18 protein-coding genes and 1 other annotated feature are annotated in these 16,310 nt (G+C 37.7%); of the genes, 4 read left to right on the top strand and 14 right to left on the bottom strand.

The features are described from left to right. Positions 1–76: 76 nt before the first annotated feature. The 5 genes from DN393_RS15700 to DN393_RS15720 form a co-directional block, all read right to left on the bottom strand. Entirely contained in the window at positions 77–271 is a 195-nt protein-coding gene (locus DN393_RS15700) for an alpha/beta-type small acid-soluble spore protein (RefSeq protein WP_000168890.1), read from the bottom strand. A gap of 80 nt (positions 272–351) precedes the next feature. Next, positions 352–1,566, bottom strand: a complete 1,215-nt coding sequence (thiI, locus tag DN393_RS15705; RefSeq protein ID WP_000989277.1) for a tRNA uracil 4-sulfurtransferase ThiI — start codon at positions 1,564–1,566, stop codon at positions 352–354. A 6-nt stretch (positions 1,567–1,572) separates the two neighbouring features. Then, positions 1,573–2,715, bottom strand: a complete 1,143-nt coding sequence (locus DN393_RS15710) for a cysteine desulfurase family protein (RefSeq protein WP_098101983.1) — start codon at positions 2,713–2,715, stop codon at positions 1,573–1,575. 228 nt (positions 2,716–2,943) lie between these two features. Then, positions 2,944–4,656: a septation ring formation regulator EzrA gene (gene ezrA / locus DN393_RS15715; RefSeq protein ID WP_064474575.1), complete on the bottom strand. Its 1,713-nt coding sequence runs from the start codon at positions 4,654–4,656 to the stop codon at positions 2,944–2,946. A 207-nt stretch (positions 4,657–4,863) separates the two neighbouring features. Next, complete coding sequence (locus DN393_RS15720) at positions 4,864–5,706, bottom strand: LysR family transcriptional regulator (protein WP_064474574.1); 843 nt, start codon at positions 5,704–5,706, stop codon at positions 4,864–4,866. A 124-nt stretch (positions 5,707–5,830) separates the two neighbouring features. On the opposite strand from DN393_RS15720, the gene DN393_RS15725 reads away from it, so the two are divergent. After that, a complete protein-coding gene (locus DN393_RS15725; protein WP_149173674.1) occupies positions 5,831–6,775 on the top strand; it encodes a DMT family transporter in 945 nt (314 codons plus the stop codon). An 11-nt stretch (positions 6,776–6,786) separates the two neighbouring features. Here the strand turns inward: DN393_RS15725 and refZ are convergent, their stop codons facing one another. Further along, positions 6,787–7,425 carry a forespore capture DNA-binding protein RefZ gene (gene refZ / locus DN393_RS15730; RefSeq protein ID WP_149173675.1) on the bottom strand — a complete coding sequence of 213 codons (639 nt, stop codon included), beginning with the start codon at positions 7,423–7,425 and terminating at the stop codon, positions 6,787–6,789. A gap of 147 nt (positions 7,426–7,572) precedes the next feature. Between refZ and DN393_RS15735 the strand changes: the two genes are divergently transcribed. After that, positions 7,573–8,052: a GAF domain-containing protein gene (locus DN393_RS15735; protein WP_098101984.1), complete on the top strand. Its 480-nt coding sequence runs from the start codon at positions 7,573–7,575 to the stop codon at positions 8,050–8,052. Positions 8,053–8,114: 62 nt separating this feature from the next. Here DN393_RS15735 and megL read toward each other — a convergent pair whose 3' ends face one another. Further along, a complete protein-coding gene (gene megL / locus DN393_RS15740) occupies positions 8,115–9,293 on the bottom strand; it encodes a methionine gamma-lyase (RefSeq protein WP_000726585.1) in 1,179 nt (392 codons plus the stop codon). 400 nt (positions 9,294–9,693) lie between these two features. Here megL and rpsD point away from each other — a divergent pair, with 400 nt between their 5' ends. After that, complete coding sequence (gene rpsD, locus DN393_RS15745) at positions 9,694–10,296, top strand: 30S ribosomal protein S4 (protein ID WP_000135322.1); 603 nt, start codon at positions 9,694–9,696, stop codon at positions 10,294–10,296. Positions 10,297–10,350: 54 nt separating this feature from the next. Here the strand turns inward: rpsD and DN393_RS15750 are convergent, their stop codons facing one another. Next, positions 10,351–10,479 carry a hypothetical protein gene (locus tag DN393_RS15750; protein WP_000050944.1) on the bottom strand — a complete coding sequence of 43 codons (129 nt, stop codon included), beginning with the start codon at positions 10,477–10,479 and terminating at the stop codon, positions 10,351–10,353. Between the two features lie 150 nt (positions 10,480–10,629). Between DN393_RS15750 and DN393_RS15755 the strand changes: the two genes are divergently transcribed. Then, positions 10,630–10,932 carry a YjdJ family protein gene (locus DN393_RS15755; RefSeq protein ID WP_088048002.1) on the top strand — a complete coding sequence of 101 codons (303 nt, stop codon included), beginning with the start codon at positions 10,630–10,632 and terminating at the stop codon, positions 10,930–10,932. Positions 10,933–11,011: 79 nt separating this feature from the next. On the opposite strand, the gene tyrS is transcribed toward DN393_RS15755, so the two are convergent. From tyrS to acsA, 6 genes are all read right to left on the bottom strand, one after another. Further along, a complete protein-coding gene (gene tyrS / locus DN393_RS15760) occupies positions 11,012–12,268 on the bottom strand; it encodes a tyrosine--tRNA ligase (RefSeq protein ID WP_000512075.1) in 1,257 nt (418 codons plus the stop codon). Positions 12,269–12,339: 71 nt separating this feature from the next. Continuing rightward, positions 12,340–12,569: a binding site (T-box leader), on the bottom strand. Between the two features lie 77 nt (positions 12,570–12,646). Beyond that, positions 12,647–12,892: a hypothetical protein gene (locus tag DN393_RS15765; protein ID WP_088048001.1), complete on the bottom strand. Its 246-nt coding sequence runs from the start codon at positions 12,890–12,892 to the stop codon at positions 12,647–12,649. Continuing rightward, the gene (locus DN393_RS15770; RefSeq protein WP_098101986.1) at positions 12,873–13,418 is read right to left on the bottom strand and encodes an RNA polymerase sigma factor; all 546 of its coding nucleotides are present in this window, start codon (positions 13,416–13,418) and stop codon (positions 12,873–12,875) included. Before DN393_RS15770 ends, DN393_RS15765 begins: the two co-directional genes overlap by 20 nt. Further along, entirely contained in the window at positions 13,399–13,854 is a 456-nt protein-coding gene (locus tag DN393_RS15775) for a hypothetical protein (protein ID WP_064474569.1), read from the bottom strand. The genes DN393_RS15770 and DN393_RS15775 overlap by 20 nt, the downstream gene beginning before the upstream one ends. 66 nt (positions 13,855–13,920) lie before the next feature. Then, entirely contained in the window at positions 13,921–14,478 is a 558-nt protein-coding gene (locus DN393_RS15780; protein WP_088047999.1) for a maltose acetyltransferase domain-containing protein, read from the bottom strand. A gap of 85 nt (positions 14,479–14,563) precedes the next feature. Then, positions 14,564–16,282, bottom strand: coding sequence for an acetate--CoA ligase (gene acsA / locus DN393_RS15785; protein ID WP_064474567.1), 1,719 nt, complete (start codon positions 16,280–16,282; stop codon positions 14,564–14,566). Positions 16,283–16,310: the final 28 nt, after the last annotated feature.

Below are 16,310 nucleotides of genomic sequence, written 5' to 3' on the forward strand. Positions count from 1 at the left end.
AATAAATGTATAACGGTGCAAACAACAAAAAGAAAGAGCGGGAGAACCCGCTCTTTCTAAGCCATCATATATGGGATTATTTTTGGAAACCGCCTAATTGTTGCTCAGCTAGTGAAACTAGACGTTTAGTGATTTCGCCACCAACAGAACCGTTAGCGCGAGATGTTGCATCAGCTCCAAGTTGAACACCAAACTCTTGAGCGATTTCGTATTTCATTTGATCTAATGCTGCTTGAGCACCAGATACTGCTAATTTATTTGTGCTTGCCATGTTGTATCACCTCCTTGTGAGTATAGAGTGTGATAAACAACATGACTTCATACATATTTTAGATATGGTAATTTATGGTTTTAGAAAAGTTCTTCGAATTTTTCTTCTTCCGCCACTACTTCTACCGTTTGTAATACCATTGTTTCTTTGTTCGCTACAGCTTCATCGATTAATGGTGTGAAATCGTATTTCGCTTCAAAACGATTCGCTTTTTCACGCTTCGGCTTCGTCGCTGGGCTTGCTGGTGTGAATACTGTACAGCAATCTTCGTACGGACGAATTGAAATATCATATGTGCCGATTTCTTCAGCAATTTTAATAATTTCTAATTTATCCATCGTAATAAGTGGACGAATAACCGGATAGTTTGTTACTTCGTTAATTGTATGCATACTATCTAACGTTTGGCTTGCTACTTGCCCAAGACTTTCACCAGTCGTGATTGCAAGTGCATTACGCTCCTCTGCGATACGCTCTGTAATACGCATCATCATACGGCGCATAACTGTCATTGAATAGCTAGATGGAATTTCTTTATTAATCGTTTTTTGCACTTCTGTAAATGGAACAAGGTGAAGCGTTACACGTTTACAGTACTTCGTTAACTCTTGTGCTAAATCGATTACTTTTTGTTTTGCACGCTCGCTTGTGAAAGGTGGGCTATGGAAATGAACTGCTTCCACAGACACGCCGCGTTTCATCGTTAAGTACGTTGCTACTGGGCTATCGATACCACCAGAAAGAAGTACCATTACTTTTCCGCCAACGCCAACTGGTAAACCACCAGCTCCCATATGCTCACCACACATAATATAGCTGTAACCACTGCGAATTTCTATACGTACATTCACATCTGGATTATGAACATCTACTGTGATATCCTCTGTATTTTCTAAAATGTGTCCACCGATTTCTGGAAGTAACTCCATCGTCTTCATTGGGAAGCGCTTATCAGAACGGTGCACTGTAATTTTAAATGTTTTTACATCACCTTTTACTTGTAAGAAAGCTGCTAATGCACCTTTTTTAATATCTTCTAATTCTGATGGTACTTTCATCGCTAAGTTAAACTTATGAATACCAAATACATCTTTCAATCTTTCAGAAATTGCTTCATGGTCTTCGCCATTTAATTGGATGTACATACGATCATGCGTTGCATCGATTTTAATATTTGGGAACTTTTTCAGTTTAAACTTTACGTTATCTTTTAATGTGCTTACAAATTTAGAGCGGTTCTTACCTTTAGTCGTCATCTCTCCATAACGAACTAAAATATATTCATATGTCATCATATTCCTTTACCTCATCACTTCATGTAATTTTGGCATCGTCTCTTTCACAATACCTTCAAATTGTTTTACTTCTTCCATCGTGTTTTCTGGTGCCAAACTAATGCGAATAGCACTTGCAGCAGCGGCATGGGGTACTCCCATTGACACTAACACTCTGCTCACTTCATTTGCTTTTGAAGAACAAGCAGACTTCGTCGATACATATACACCGTGCTCTTCTAAAGCATGAACGACCACTTCTGGTTTTAAACCAACAAATGATACATTTAAAATGTGCGGTGCTGCATATGCAAGCGACGTATTGATCGTTACATCTTCCATCTCTTTAAAGAAACGGACAAGCTCTGTTTGTAAATTGTGCAAATGAGCTATCTTTTCTTTCACTTGTTCCATTGTCATGCGAAGTGCTTTCACCATCGCTACAATGCCAGGTAAGTTTTCTGTACCAGAGCGATATTTAAACTCTTGTTGACCACCTGATAAAATTGGATCTAACCTTACGCCATCACGTACATAAAGAAGACCCGTTCCCTTTACACTGTGGAATTTATGTCCAGATATTGAGCAAAGATCAATATGAGAAGCATATAAATCAAGCGGTACTTTTCCTATCCCTTGTACATGGTCCACATGGAATCTTATTTTCGGATAGTTCGATAATAACGTTCCAATTTCAGCAACAGGCTGAATTGCTCCAGTCTCGTTGTTCACATGAATAATTGACACAAGAATCGTATCTTCACGAAGTGCTCGTTTTACATCCTCTACCGATACAACACCATGCTCATTAACCGGTAAATATGTTACATCAAAACCGAGATCTTCTAATTGTTTATATGCTTCAAACACAGACGCGTGTTCAATATTTGTTGTAATGATATGTTTACCGCGCGAACGATTCCTCATCGCTATTCCTTTAATCGCAAGGTTATTCCCTTCCGTTCCACCTGATGTGAAAATAACCTCAGAAGGTTTAACATGAAGAAGCTGCGCTGCAATCGTTCTTGATTGTGTTAATAGACGCTCTGCCTCTCCCCCAAGCGAATGAATAGAAGAAGGGTTTCCAAAATATTTTCCAGCAACCGTTACGTACGATTGAAGGGCTTCTGGATATGGCTTCGTCGTCGCACTATTATCAAAATAGATCATCGTTCTTCCCCTTTCAGCGCTATCACATCATATAATCATATCACAAATACGTGTAATTACGCTAAGACTACTCAAAGGTTCCATTTTATCCCGATTGTGAAGGCCGATAATTAGCGAGGATGACCCTACTGACTACAGTTTCACTATATTTTAAAACGAATAACCTTACTGTATTCCGCTATTCATTATAGCAACATCGTCCCCAAAATTACACAAAAAAACAAACCCTTATGAAAGGGTTTGTTCATTGTCTACATATTCAGCTATTTTTTGAACAACGCCAGGTTCAAGTTGCTCTAGTATAGAAGCCGCTTGTTCTAAAGCTGCATCGTATTGATATTCACGGAATAATTTCTCCGCATAATTTAAGCTCTCTGCAAGGTTCTCATCATGACTGCGGTAACGATTACCGTATTGAATTAATTTTTCAACTAAATACGCTTGTCCAATTAACTCTTCTGTCATTTCAGCTACACCATTAACAGTTGTGTACGCTTCTTCTAAACTGCTATTTACAGCGTTCATATTTAACGGTTTCACTTCTAACTGTTCATATACAGCTTGCATTGCCATTTGTCCTCTTTTTAAATCTTCCATAATGCTTTCTGGAAGACCTGGCAAATTCGACTTTTTCATAAAACGTTTCGTTTCAAAAATGATATTTCGCATTTCTTGTAACTTCTCACGCGCTTCAAATTCTTCTTTACGCATCGTTTGCAACATTTCTTTATATTCTGCATGAAGTACTTTTAACGTTTCACATTGCTCATAAACCTCTTCTAGTTCCTCACGAATAATAGAGAAGGCAATATCTTGTTCCGCAACGCGTAATTGCAGCATTTCAAAACGTTTCATCAAAATGTGCATTTGCTTTTCAATTACTTTTTGAGACTCAATGTCCTTATCTTGTAACTGATAACTTTGTTTCACTAGTTGTGTTTCTGCTTTTGTTTCAATCGTTTCAATGCGAATTTCTTCTAAGTCTTCATAAACAGAAAGTGTTTTTTGCTCCACATAATGTCTCGCATGTACTTCTTGTTCCAGTTGATCATAGAAGCCATCTAAACGCGTTTTTAAGTTTTCTACTTTTTCAGCTGCTTCCGTTATATGAAGCTCCTGTATATCCATTAAACATGTTTGTAGTTGTGTCGTCATATCACGAACTTCTTTAGGGACTTCCAAATACTCTAATACATAACCTTGTCTTACCATATCATTATGTCCGTGTAATAAATCTTCCAGCTGAACTGGTAACGTCGCTTGACACTCTACCAATAAATCTGGAATTTGGTGAATAATGATTTCTAAGTTTGCCAAACCTTCTTCCAAACTAATAACAATTTCTCTCGCTTTTAAATAGTCGCCATTATCTGTTGCCTCTTCAAAGCTTTTAAACTTATTAGATTCAGCGTCTAGCATTTCTTCGATTTTCTGCTCTGCTGCTCCATACATATGTCTATGAGCAAGAACACTCTTCTTCATACTACGATATGTATCACGTAACCCTTCAATTTCCGAGCTATTTTTTTCATGGCTTTCTAACAATTGCTGTAATTCATTTAAAATGTCTGTAATACGATTATCAGCGTCATCTAAACCACTTATGGATTCATTCATCGCATGCTTTGCTTTTCGGAAGGAGAATTGCGAGGCGAATTTTCGCGCTTGCGCTAAATCTTTGTCTGCTTTCGGAAGGGTTGTTGATACAATCTCATCCCATTCTTCACGCCATTTACCAAACAGTTCTTCTGTTTGACCTGTCATATTTAAGTCTTTCACCCGTTTTAGTTCATCTGCCACAGGCTTATCTTTTATCTCTTGTTTCCACTGCTCCAGTGCTTCAATATCTTTATATGAACGATTTCTTATCACAAGCTCTATCATGAGCAGCACTAGAATAGAGCTTACTACAATGATAACGATCGTCAGGATAGAATCCATGCAAAAAAGCCTCCTAGTTATATCTCTTTTTTTGTCCGTTCCGTTTATGAAATGGAAGGCATTATGTATAAAAAGGGAATCCCCCTATATTTAACAACTAACAATGTACTAATCATACCATGTAATGGCTTGTTTTTGACCTAGTTTTTTTTAAAATTTCATGTTTCTTTCAATGCAATTGTAATCTTTCTCAATCTTCTGTTTGGATTATCTCCCATCATCAAATGATTGTAATAACAGGTTCTCTTTCATATGAGATACGAAATAAATTTTGCGCACAAGTGGTGGCTCAATTAAAATCGCATGCACATTTCCTTGCTTTACCGCTTGCTCTACTGCCATTTCTGGAAGTAACGTAATACCAAGTCCAGCTCCGACCATTGCAAGCATCGGTTCTGCATAAGAAGTTTCAAATGCAATGATTGGTTTCGCACCTATCCCTTGAAACATATTCGTAATCATTTTCCTTACATCACAAATTTCTGGATATACGATTAACTTTTCATTTTGCAAATCTTCCATTCGGATTACTATTTTCTCTTTATAAAGATGATCACTTGAAACTACACAAACAATTTTTTCTTCTCGCATTTCTTTTATACACGTAGCGTCTTCTACTACTGAATCGACGAACATCGCTTCAATCTTCCGCTCTTTAAAGAGTCCCATTAGTACTTTCGTATGCTCAATTTTCCATTCTACTTCGAATTCTTCACCTAATACATCTTTACATTTTGATATATAATGCGCTGCTAAACTTGGCAATATGCCTATAGAAATTTTCCGCTTCTCTTGAAAATTCTTCATTTCGGCTTTCACTTCATGGATGTGTTCCAAAATCGGTAACATTCTTGTTATAAATAACTCTCCAGCTTCTGTTAATTCCACTCCTTGCGCGGAACGCTTCAGTAAAGTAACCTCTAAATCCGCTTCTAACCTTTGAATTTGCTTACTAAGCGCCGGTTGAGAAATATGTAAAAGCTTACTCGCCTTTGATAAACTTCGCGTATTCTTCACTTCAATAAACGATCGTACTGCTTCCAAATCCATCGTACACACCTCTAACAAAAAGTTATAACTGTCATAAAAAATCGATATTTCCCTCTATAAACAATTACTCTTTATACTTATTTCATCAACTTACTATAACGAAATGAAAAGGGGAAAGATACTCTTGGACAAAAAACAAATGCTACTCGGATCCCTCCTATGCTTACTTGCCGTAACGGCTTGGGGATTTATGTTTCCTGTCATGGCAAATGCTCTGCAGTTTATCGATCCGTTCTTCTTCACAACTATCCGATACGGATCAGCAGCTATTATTTTTCTTATTTTGCTATTCATTACTGAAGGAAAAACTTCACTCCACTTAGAAAAAAGAACACTTTCGTTATTCTTTTACGGAACAGTCGGTTTCGCTGGATATGGTTTTCTCATTTTTTACGGCCAACAACTTGCCGGGCCTTCTGGGGCCATTCATGCTGCAATGATTCAATCTCTTATGCCGCTCATCGCTTTATTATTGCAGTGGATAACAAAAAACAAACGCCCACAAAACTACACATTCCTTTGTATGTTCGTTGCATTGCTCGGTGTTATGCTTGTCATTTCAAAAGGAAATATTCACTTTTTATTTGGAGCTGCCAGTCACCTCTCAACAAATATACTTATGCTATGCGGCGTTACTTGCTGGGTCATTTATACGAACGGTGGTGCTCGTTTTCAATCTTGGTCACCACTTCGATATACGACGTTAACTTGTTTATTCGGCTCGGTTTCACTCATCGTTATCGTCACTTTCTTCACTTACACAAACATCGTTACTATGCCGTCACTTCGTACCATTATGAGCGTTCGTTTTGAACTCTTGTATATGTCGATTGTTGCAGGTGTTATCGCTGTATTTTGCTGGAACACAGGAAATCGCTATATTTCATCTATTAACGGCATATTATTTATGAATTTAGTTCCTGTACTTGCACTTATCGGTTCCATCTTTCGAGGTTATACAGTCGACAAAATTGAAATTGCCGGAGCTTCCATAACAATTATCGCGCTCTTATGCAACAATGTATGGCAAAGGAAAGAAAGCACAAGAATCCCCACCTCAGTTCGTTAGGTGGGGATTTTTCACATATGAACAGCTCTTGGCAATTCATAGTACATATTCGTTATACATAATGTTTGCTCCATCCATTGCTCAATTTCTTTCGTGTACATTTCTATGAAAAATGTCTCAGACGGAAAAGAATGCAGCACTTCTGATATATATTGCGGATATAAAAACGGCATATTCATCATGCCTTTTAATTGCGTCATAAACATTGTAAAAGATACCTTTTTAAACTCTTGCTTTATTTGTCCCTGTCTAATCATTTGCTCTATATAATATCTTTCTTTAGAAAAGTAAATGGTCATCACTTCGCGAATTAATGTCGTATCAAGTGAAAGCTCCCGGTAGAAGAAACGTGTCAGTTCCCTATTTTCAAATTGATATTGTAAAATCCCGCGCACCATTTGCACCATCACATCTTTAGCTGACAAATATTCTCTCTGTTCGAACGACATTTCAATCACATGAATATATCCTTCTAAAAAGTCAGTAATAAGCTGTTCTAATAAACCTTGCTTTCCAGCAAAATAATATGAAATATTCGCTACATTCACATCCGCTCGCTTTGCAATTTCTCGCACCGACGTTCCATCATAACCTTTCGTGTTAAACAACGCTATTGCCGCATCAATTACTTTTTGTTTCGTCTGTTTCATGCGCTCACTTCCTCTCACTGAACAGCTATAGTTTAAATTTCTTGACTTTTAAGACAAATTCCTTTAATTTTCTATCGACAAAGTCATGTGAAATACATCGTATTTTGCTAATATTTTACACATCTCGATAAAAAGGGAGTTGTTTCCATGTTTACAAAAGAAAGTTATGCAGGTTCTCGTGAAGAACAATACGAGACAGTAATTAAACAACTGGATGCATTATTAACTGGCGAACCGAACGTAGTCGCAAACTTATCAAATGCGTCCGCATTATTAAATCAATTTTTAGATCGTGTGAATTGGGTTGGCTTTTATGTAACAGAAGGAAATCAGCTTGTTCTTGGACCTTTCCAAGGAATGCCTGCTTGCGTGCGCATTCCATTTGGACGAGGCGTTTGCGGCGCAGCAGCTGAAACAAAAACGACGCAGCTTGTAGCAGACGTTCACCAATTCCCAGGACATATCGCTTGCGATAGTGCTTCTAATTCAGAAATCGTTGTACCGATCGTGAAAGAAGGAACTGTCATTGGTGTACTTGATATTGATAGCCCTGAAAAAAATCGTTTTGATGAAGTAGATCAGCGCTATTTAGAAAAGTTTGTGGAAACACTCCTAAAACATATTTAAAAAAGAAAAGAGTGAGTTATCGATTGCGTACATCACGTACGAAACCGATAGCTCACTCTTTTTTATTGATTACTAACAGTAGATATTTTCTTTAATGCCTGCTCTAAATCAGAAACGATATCCTCCCATGATTCTAAACCGACAGATAAACGTATTAAATTATCGTAAATGCCCATTTCTTGTCTTAGCTCAGCCGGAATCGCAGCGTGCGTCATCGTTGCCGGATGCTGAATTAACGTTTCTGTATCCCCTAAACTTACGGCAATTGTAATAAAGTGAAGGTCATTGATAAACGCTTGTGTCTCTTCTTTTCCGCCTTTTACTGAAAAAGAAATCACACCGCCGCCCCGTTTCATTTGGCGAGATGCTAACTCACCTTCTGGATACCAAACACCTTCTACCGCATCATGATTTTTCAGGAACGATACAATTTTTTCTGCATTATCACAATGGCGGTCCATTCTTACCGCCAACGTCTTTAATCCGCGTAACAATAACCATGCATCAAACGGCGCCATAATACCGCCGATATCTTTTCGCATCGGGCGAATTTTTTCAGCTAACGCTTTCGTTTTACAAATCGTTACACCCGCCACAACATCGCCGTGACCGCCAATATATTTTGTCGCACTATGCACAACTGCATCACAACCAAGCTCAAGTGGTCTTTGTAAATAAGGTGAACAAAACGTATTATCAACAATGACAAGTAAACCATTTCGCTTCGCAACCCGAATTACTTGTTTTAAATCAATTAATTTCATCGTTGGATTAATCGGCGTTTCAACGAAAATAAGCTTCGTATTTGGACGGATTTTATTTTCAATATCAGCCTCTGTCTCCATATCACAAAACGAATGCGTAATCATAAATTTCTCTTCTAACACTTCTAAAAATCCGTACGTGCACCCATATAATCCATTTGAACAAATAATATGATCTCCAGCTTTTAGAAAACCAATTAACGTTGCGGAAATAGCTGCCATACCGGATCCGAAAGCAAGTGCTTCTTCTCCTCCTTCTAACACCGCCATACGTTCTTCAAATAATTTTACAGTTGGATTTCCAAGTCTTGAGTAAATATAAGATGGATCCACTCCCGCAAAACTCGCCTCTCCTTGCTGCGCAGTCTCAAATGTAAATGTAGACGTTTGAAATAGCGGTGGTGTTAAACTTCCTTTATGTTCCTCAGATGTATAACCGTGATGAATTAACGCTGTCTCCATATGCTTCTTTTTCATAAAAACATCCCCTTTTATGTTTTTATACCGCATATTCATCAACAAAAAATTAATGAACATTTTTTACTACATTTTATGTAAGCGCTTTATTTGTGTTTCTATCACTTCTTGTATATCGTTTTAAATTCCTTCTTATTTAATTTCCAAAATTTATATGCATAAAACAAAAACGTACCCGCTTGACGAAACTCTAGGTAAAAGATATAATAGCGTTTGTGTAAAATAAAAAGGCAGCCTTGTAATGTGAGTTTATCGTTTGTATTTTGTTCCTCTACGGAGGTGTATCTCGTAACTCCCTGCTGCTGGAGCGAAGGTACATGAAAACAAAATGCCCGTAAATATCGATTACGTCTGTTTTTATTTTACGTAAATAAAAACATTTTTAAAGGAGGAGTCAACTATGGCTCGTTATACAGGTCCAGCTTGGAAACTGTCTCGTCGTCTTGGAATCTCTCTAAGCGGCACAGGAAAAGAATTAGAAAAACGCCCTTACGCACCAGGTCCTCACGGTCCTAACCAACGTAAGAAACTTTCAGAATACGGTTTACAATTACAAGAGAAACAAAAACTTCGTCACATGTACGGCATGACTGAGCGTCAATTCCGTCGCACATTTGACCAAGCAGGTAAAATGCCTGGTAAGCACGGCGAAAACTTCATGATCCTTCTTGAAGCTCGTCTTGACAACCTAGTTTACCGTATGGGCTTAGCTCGCACTCGTCGTGCAGCTCGCCAATTAGTAAACCACGGCCACATCACAGTTGATGGATCTCGCGTAGATATCCCATCTTACCGTGTAAAACCTGGTCAAACAATCAGCGTTCGCGAAAAATCTAACAGCCTTGTTGTTGTTAAAGAAGCGATCGAAGTTAACAACTTCGTACCAGAATACTTAACTTTCGATGCTGATAAATTAGAAGCTACTTACACTCGTCACGCTGAGCGTTCTGAGTTAGCAGCTGAAATCAACGAAGCATTAATCGTAGAGTTCTACTCTCGTTAATGACAAAAAGCCAATCCTCTGGATTGGCTTTTTTCGTTTATATATAAAATAAAATTATTTATTTTCCTCTTTCTGCACATATACATAAGCATCTTTCTGCTCTTTATGTACATCAACCTTCGAATTCTCTGCAAGCTGACCCGCATTTAGCAAAGAAAAAATAATGAGCGCTTCTAGTGACATTTTGTTTTACCACTCCTTTCTATTTGTTATACATTTATCATACCGCTTACATGTGATCTCCGTATGAATTCGAAAAGGAGATTACAACAAAAAGGTTACAGGAATATGAATGCACGCTATAATAACCATAAAATAGGAGGTTGATTCATTTTGAAAATAAACCAAATGGTTCAATTAGGTAGTGCATGTATGCTTTTTATTACTTCCGCGCTTATTAATTGGTATCAGGGAAGTAATTTAATAGACTATCCCGATGAATGGAAATATAGCGCTAAGTTTACGAATTACTTTAAAGGCACCGTTTCAAATTACCAAGATATTTATCAAATCGATTTCTTTATATATGCGGCAAAATTTTATCCAACAGCATTTATTGTTATGCTCATTAGCTTACTTTATATGATCGTATTAATTCTTCATATTCTATTTACAAGAACTGGTGAGACAATCTAAATTCATACATAAAAAAACCCGAATTATAGACTTTTCATCCTACAATTCGGGGTACTATTTGTTTTATATTCGTTTCTGATTAGTAACGAATTAAGAAATATTTCTTTTTACCGCGGCGAATGATTGTGAATTTACCTTCGATGCGGTCGTTTTCTGTTACAACGTAGTCTAATGCTTGTGTACGCTCACCGTTTACGTAGATTGCACCATTCGTTACATCTTCACGTGCTTGACGTTTTGATGGAGAGATTTTGCTTTCTACAAGTAAGTCGATTAATACTGTATCTTCTGCAGTACGTTCTACAGATGGTACGTCTTTGAATCCTTGCTCGATTTCGCTTGCAGTCAGTTCTGCTACAGAGCCGCTGAATAATGCAGCTGAAATTTTAATCGCTTGCTCTAATGCTTCTTCGCCGTGAACAAGTTTTGTCATTTCAGAACCTAATGCTTTTTGTGCTGCACGTTTTTCCGGAGCTTCAGCTACTTGCTTTTCAAGCTCAAGAATTTCTTCATGAGATAAGAATGTGAAGTATTTTAAGTATTTAACAACGTCGCGGTCATCTGTGTTAATCCAGAATTGGTAGAACTCGTAAGGAGTTGTTTTCTCTGGGTCTAACCAAATTGCGCCGCCTTCTGTTTTACCAAACTTCGTACCATCAGATTTTGTAACTAGTGGAATTGTTAAACCGAATGCTTTCGCATCTTCTTCTGATTTACGAATTAATTCAAGGCCAGCTGTAATGTTACCCCATTGGTCACTACCACCGATTTGTAGACGGCAATTATGGTTTTGGTATAAGTTTAAGAAGTCGTATGATTGTAAAATCATATAACTAAACTCAGTGAATGAAATACCAGTATCTAAACGAGATGCTACTGTATCTTTTGCTAACATATAGTTTAAACCGAAGTTTTTACCGATATCGCGTAAGAATGAAATGACATCTAAGTTACCAAGCCAATCATAGTTGTTAGCCATTGTTGCTGGGTTGTCCACGTTTTCAAACTCTAAGAAGTTTGAAAGTTGGTTTTTAATGCTTTCTGTGTAGTAAGCAACTGTATCTTTCGTATTTAATGTACGTTCTGCTTTTTTACCACTTGGGTCACCGATCATACCAGTACCACCGCCAACAAGTGCGATTGGTTGGTGACCAGCTAATTGGAAGCGACGTAACATTAATACTGGTAACATATGACCGATGTGTAAGCTATCTGCTGTCGGATCGAAACCACAGTATAATTTAACGCTTTCTTTTTCTAATAATTGCTCAAGTCCCTCAGCATCTGTTTGCTGATTAATTAGACCGCGAAATTCAAGATCTTGTAAAATACCCATATCCTACATACTCTCCTTTAAGTTCATTACTGGCGTGAAGGTTGAAAACATAAAAAAATCGCCCCCTTTAAATAAGGGACGATTTTGATTATCGCGTTACCACCCTAGTTGCAGGCCAAAAAAAGCCTACCACCTTATTTACATAACGGCTTAGCACCGTCTTTTCCCTTTTGAATACAATTCAATCGAAAAAAGATGCTCTAGGGGCGTAATTCGCGATCATCTATGTGCTGATTTTCACCGACCATCAGCTCTCTAAAACAGGGAAATGATCACTACTTCTCCCTTTCCACGCTCAATTATTCATATACTTTTCTTTATACCATCATTTATATAGGCGTGTCAAATAGAGGGAGGTGTTCTCTTCTTACCAATCCTTTACAACGTCGCAAAGAGTATCGTAATAAGAGAAAGAATTGGAACCCCAACTAATAACGACACATGAAACACAACCGATAAATCATTCCCAATCGTCGCCTCCACAGGATCTTTCGCTGGAGAACCAAGAAATCCGATTAATCGATCGAAGCGACTTACCGTTTTTGGAAAATCTGGTATTTCTACATGGTCACTATCTAAATGTTGCTGTAATTTATATTCATTCTTAAAGGGATTTTCGCTCAATTTCATCCACCTCCAGTAATTGTTTCAATTTCTTTATCCCGTTATGAAGTCTCGACTTCACCGTTCCAATTGGAATGTTTAATATCTCTGCAATTTCTTTTTGCTGCATATCATGATAATAAGAAAGAATGAGGACAGCTCGCTGTTCTTCAGGAACTTTCAAAATCGCTTCTCTTACTGTGAGCCGATCTTCGTGAGAAAATTCTTTTTCCTGAATCGGCACTAAAAATGGCAAAAGCGTACGCCACTTTTTTCTTCTATTTAATTTATTAATCATAAGACGATAACCAATTTGAAATAAATACGTTTTTATTTTGCCTTTTTCAAGTTCATACATATGTTTCTTTCGTTCTAACATCAAAAACGTATCTTGCACAAGATCGATACTTAATTGTTCATCTCGGTTAAATCGATACAAAAATGTATATAGCGCTGGTTTGATTAAAACATATAGTTTTTCTCCCGCCTGTTTATCTCCACTTTGATACGCAAGCATGAGTTCCTCCTCAATCCCAATCTGCGCCATGATTTTTGATCTCCTTTATTCCTTTTAACGTTAACGAAATGCGGGAAATTAAATAGCAACTAGCAACAATAATCCATACTTGTGATTGATTCGTAAAAAATTGAACATACGGGTTTTGAATTGTCTGTCCGGTTGAAACTAAAATATTTAATGCTTGCACACATATGCATGCATACACTGCAAGACAAGCCGAAATCGTATCAAATACATTCCAGCGAAAATAAACTTTTGTTTTTGTAAAATCAATTTTATATCCATTTTTCCGTACTATATGTTTTCTATCAAATGGGATAATGATTGAAAACATAACAATCATCATGACCCCAGCTGTAATCATTGATACTTTAAATCCGATTGGCATCGGTAATAGCAAACCACAAGAAAATACAACTATAATTCCAATTACAGCAAAAGTAAGAAGTAATTTATTAGACATAAAAAAGCCTCCCTCATCTATTCTTTCATAAATGTATACAGACGAGGAAGGCACTTCGTTCAAATATTATTTTATTTTTTTAATAATCTTTGCAGGATTTCCGCCAACTACTACATTGTCCGGCACATCTTTCGTTACAACAGCACCAGATGCGATAACCGCATTATCTCCAATCGTTACACCTGGATTAATAATCGCTCTTCCACCAATCCATACGTTATCGCCAATTGTAACTGGTTTTCCGTATTCTGATCCGCTTATGCGCTCTACTGAATCAAGCGGATGTGTTGCTGTATAAATGTGAACACCTGGAGCTAACATACAGTTCACTCCGATTGTCACCGGGCATACATCTAAAATTGTACAATCAAAGTTCGCGTAAAAATTTTCACCAACTTGAATGTTATAACCGTAATCACATCTAAAAGAAGATTCAAGATGAATGTTATCTCCAGTCGTTCCGAATAGTTCTTTTACGATTTCGCTACGCTCTTTTAATTGTACTTCTGGCGTATCATTTAATTTTCTCGTCAAAATACGAGCCTGCTCCCTCTCTTGTACTAAAACTGGATCAGCCGGGATGTACATTTCCCCATGTATCATCTTTTCTTTTTCTGTTTTCATTTTACTGCCCCTTCAACTTATATATATAAGTTTATAATAACATAAAAAAAAGGTCTGAACGTTATTTCGTTCAGACCTTCCTCTCTTAATCTTCCATCGTTGATAAGTCACCTGTTGGTAAGTTTAACTCCCACGCTTTTAATACGCGGCGCATAATTTTACCACTTCTCGTTTTCGGTAATTTATCTCTAAATTCAATTTGTCTTGGCGCTGCATGAGCTGCTAGGCCTTTCTTTACAAATTGACGAATCTCTTCTTTTAATTCATCAGATGGTTCGTATCCTGCTCGAAGCGCGATAAATGCTTTAATAATTTCGCCACGAACCGGATCTGGAATACCAATTACACCAGCCTCTGCAACAGCCGCATGCTCGATTAATTTGCTTTCTACTTCAAACGGACCAACGCGCTCACCTGACGTCATAATTACATCATCAATACGCCCTTGGAACCAGAAGTATCCATCTTCATCCATATAAGCAGAGTCACCTGATACGTACCAATCTCCCGGCATAAAGTAAGATTCATACTTTTGCTGGTTATTCCAGATTCCACGCATCATCGCTGGCCAACCTTTACCAATTGCTAAGTTACCCATTGTGTACGGAGGCACTTCATTTCCTTCATTATCAACAATCGCTGCTTTCACACCTGGAATTGGTTTACCCATTGAACCTGGACGAATTTCCATACAAGGGTAGTTACAAATAACTTGTCCACCTGTTTCTGTCATCCACCACGTATCATGAATACGAAGTCCAAATGCGTTCATACCCCAGCGAATTACTTCTGGATTTAACGGTTCACCAACGCTTAATACGTGGCGCACTTGTGATAAATCGTATTTTTTAATTGCGTCTTGTCCAGCACCCATTAACATACGGAACGCTGTTGGTGCGCTGTACCAAACTGTTACACCGTAATCTTGTAGCGTTTCATACCACGCTTCTGGACTAAATCGCCCACCTAAAATAACATTGGATGCTCCGACTAACCACGGTGCAAAAATACCGTAAGCCGTTCCAGTTACCCAGCCCGGATCAGCTGTGCACCAATATACATCATCTTCTTTTAAATCTAGCACCCATTTTGCCGTTTGATGGTGCTGCACCATTGCATTTTGCGCATGAAGCACACCTTTTGGCTTACCAGTAGAACCAGACGTGTAATGTAGAATCAAACCGTCTTCACGGCCTAACCATTCAATATGTAATTCTTTTGAAGCTTGTTCAAATAAAGGATTGAACGCTACTGTTTTACCGCCTTCTTCTACATTATCTCCAACAAGGAAGACTGTTTTTAAAGCAGGTAAATCATTTAATGGTACGCGCTCTAACAATTCAGGTGTTGTAATTAATACCTTTGCTTCACTATCTTCTAAACGATCGCGAACTGCGCCTTCCATAAATGCTTCAAATAACGGACCAACGATTGCCCCTAATTTCACTGCACCAAGAAGGGCAAAATATAATTCTGGAGAACGCGGCATAAAAATAAAAACGCGATCGCCTTTTTCTACATCGCCATAATTTTTCAGGACGTTTCCTGCTTTATTAGAAAAATCCTTCATTTCCTTAAATGTATACTTCTCTTTTCGCGATCCATCTTGATAATAAAGGGCTACTTTATTTTTACGATCGGATTTCGCATGCTTATCAATTGCCTCATACGCCATATTTACTCGGCCTGTTTCATTCCAAGTAAAGTTTTTATTAACCTCTTCCCAGTTAAAATTCGCGTATGCCTCATCATAATTCGGCAAATTATTTTCTCCTTTAATGACAGGAAGCGTTTCTACTTTCATACTTTACATCCCCCTCCTATATATTCTA

Source organism: Bacillus sp. BPN334 (genome assembly GCF_008368885.1).
Taxonomy (GTDB): Bacteria; Bacillota; Bacilli; order Bacillales; family Bacillaceae_G; genus Bacillus_A; species Bacillus_A wiedmannii.

Coding starts and splice junctions, on each gene's coding strand:
- DN393_RS15700 (WP_000168890.1), bottom strand. CDS start 271: ATGGCAAGCACAAATAAATTAGCAGTATCTGGTGCTCAAGCAGCATTA.
- DN393_RS15710 (WP_098101983.1), bottom strand. CDS start 2,715: ATGATCTATTTTGATAATAGTGCGACGACGAAGCCATATCCAGAAGCC.
- refZ (WP_149173675.1), bottom strand. CDS start 7,425: ATGAAACAGACGAAACAAAAAGTAATTGATGCGGCAATAGCGTTGTTT.
- DN393_RS15720 (WP_064474574.1), bottom strand. CDS start 5,706: ATGGATTTGGAAGCAGTACGATCGTTTATTGAAGTGAAGAATACGCGA.
- DN393_RS15775 (WP_064474569.1), bottom strand. CDS start 13,854: ATGTCTAATAAATTACTTCTTACTTTTGCTGTAATTGGAATTATAGTT.
- thiI (WP_000989277.1), bottom strand. CDS start 1,566: ATGATGACATATGAATATATTTTAGTTCGTTATGGAGAGATGACGACT.
- DN393_RS15750 (WP_000050944.1), bottom strand. CDS start 10,479: ATGTCACTAGAAGCGCTCATTATTTTTTCTTTGCTAAATGCGGGTCAG.
- rpsD (WP_000135322.1), top strand. CDS start 9,694: ATGGCTCGTTATACAGGTCCAGCTTGGAAACTGTCTCGTCGTCTTGGA.
- ezrA (WP_064474575.1), bottom strand. CDS start 4,656: ATGGATTCTATCCTGACGATCGTTATCATTGTAGTAAGCTCTATTCTA.
- acsA (WP_064474567.1), bottom strand. CDS start 16,282: ATGAAAGTAGAAACGCTTCCTGTCATTAAAGGAGAAAATAATTTGCCG.
- DN393_RS15770 (WP_098101986.1), bottom strand. CDS start 13,418: ATGGCGCAGATTGGGATTGAGGAGGAACTCATGCTTGCGTATCAAAGT.
- DN393_RS15735 (WP_098101984.1), top strand. CDS start 7,573: ATGTTTACAAAAGAAAGTTATGCAGGTTCTCGTGAAGAACAATACGAG.
- tyrS (WP_000512075.1), bottom strand. CDS start 12,268: ATGGGTATTTTACAAGATCTTGAATTTCGCGGTCTAATTAATCAGCAA.
- megL (WP_000726585.1), bottom strand. CDS start 9,293: ATGAAAAAGAAGCATATGGAGACAGCGTTAATTCATCACGGTTATACA.
- DN393_RS15780 (WP_088047999.1), bottom strand. CDS start 14,478: ATGAAAACAGAAAAAGAAAAGATGATACATGGGGAAATGTACATCCCG.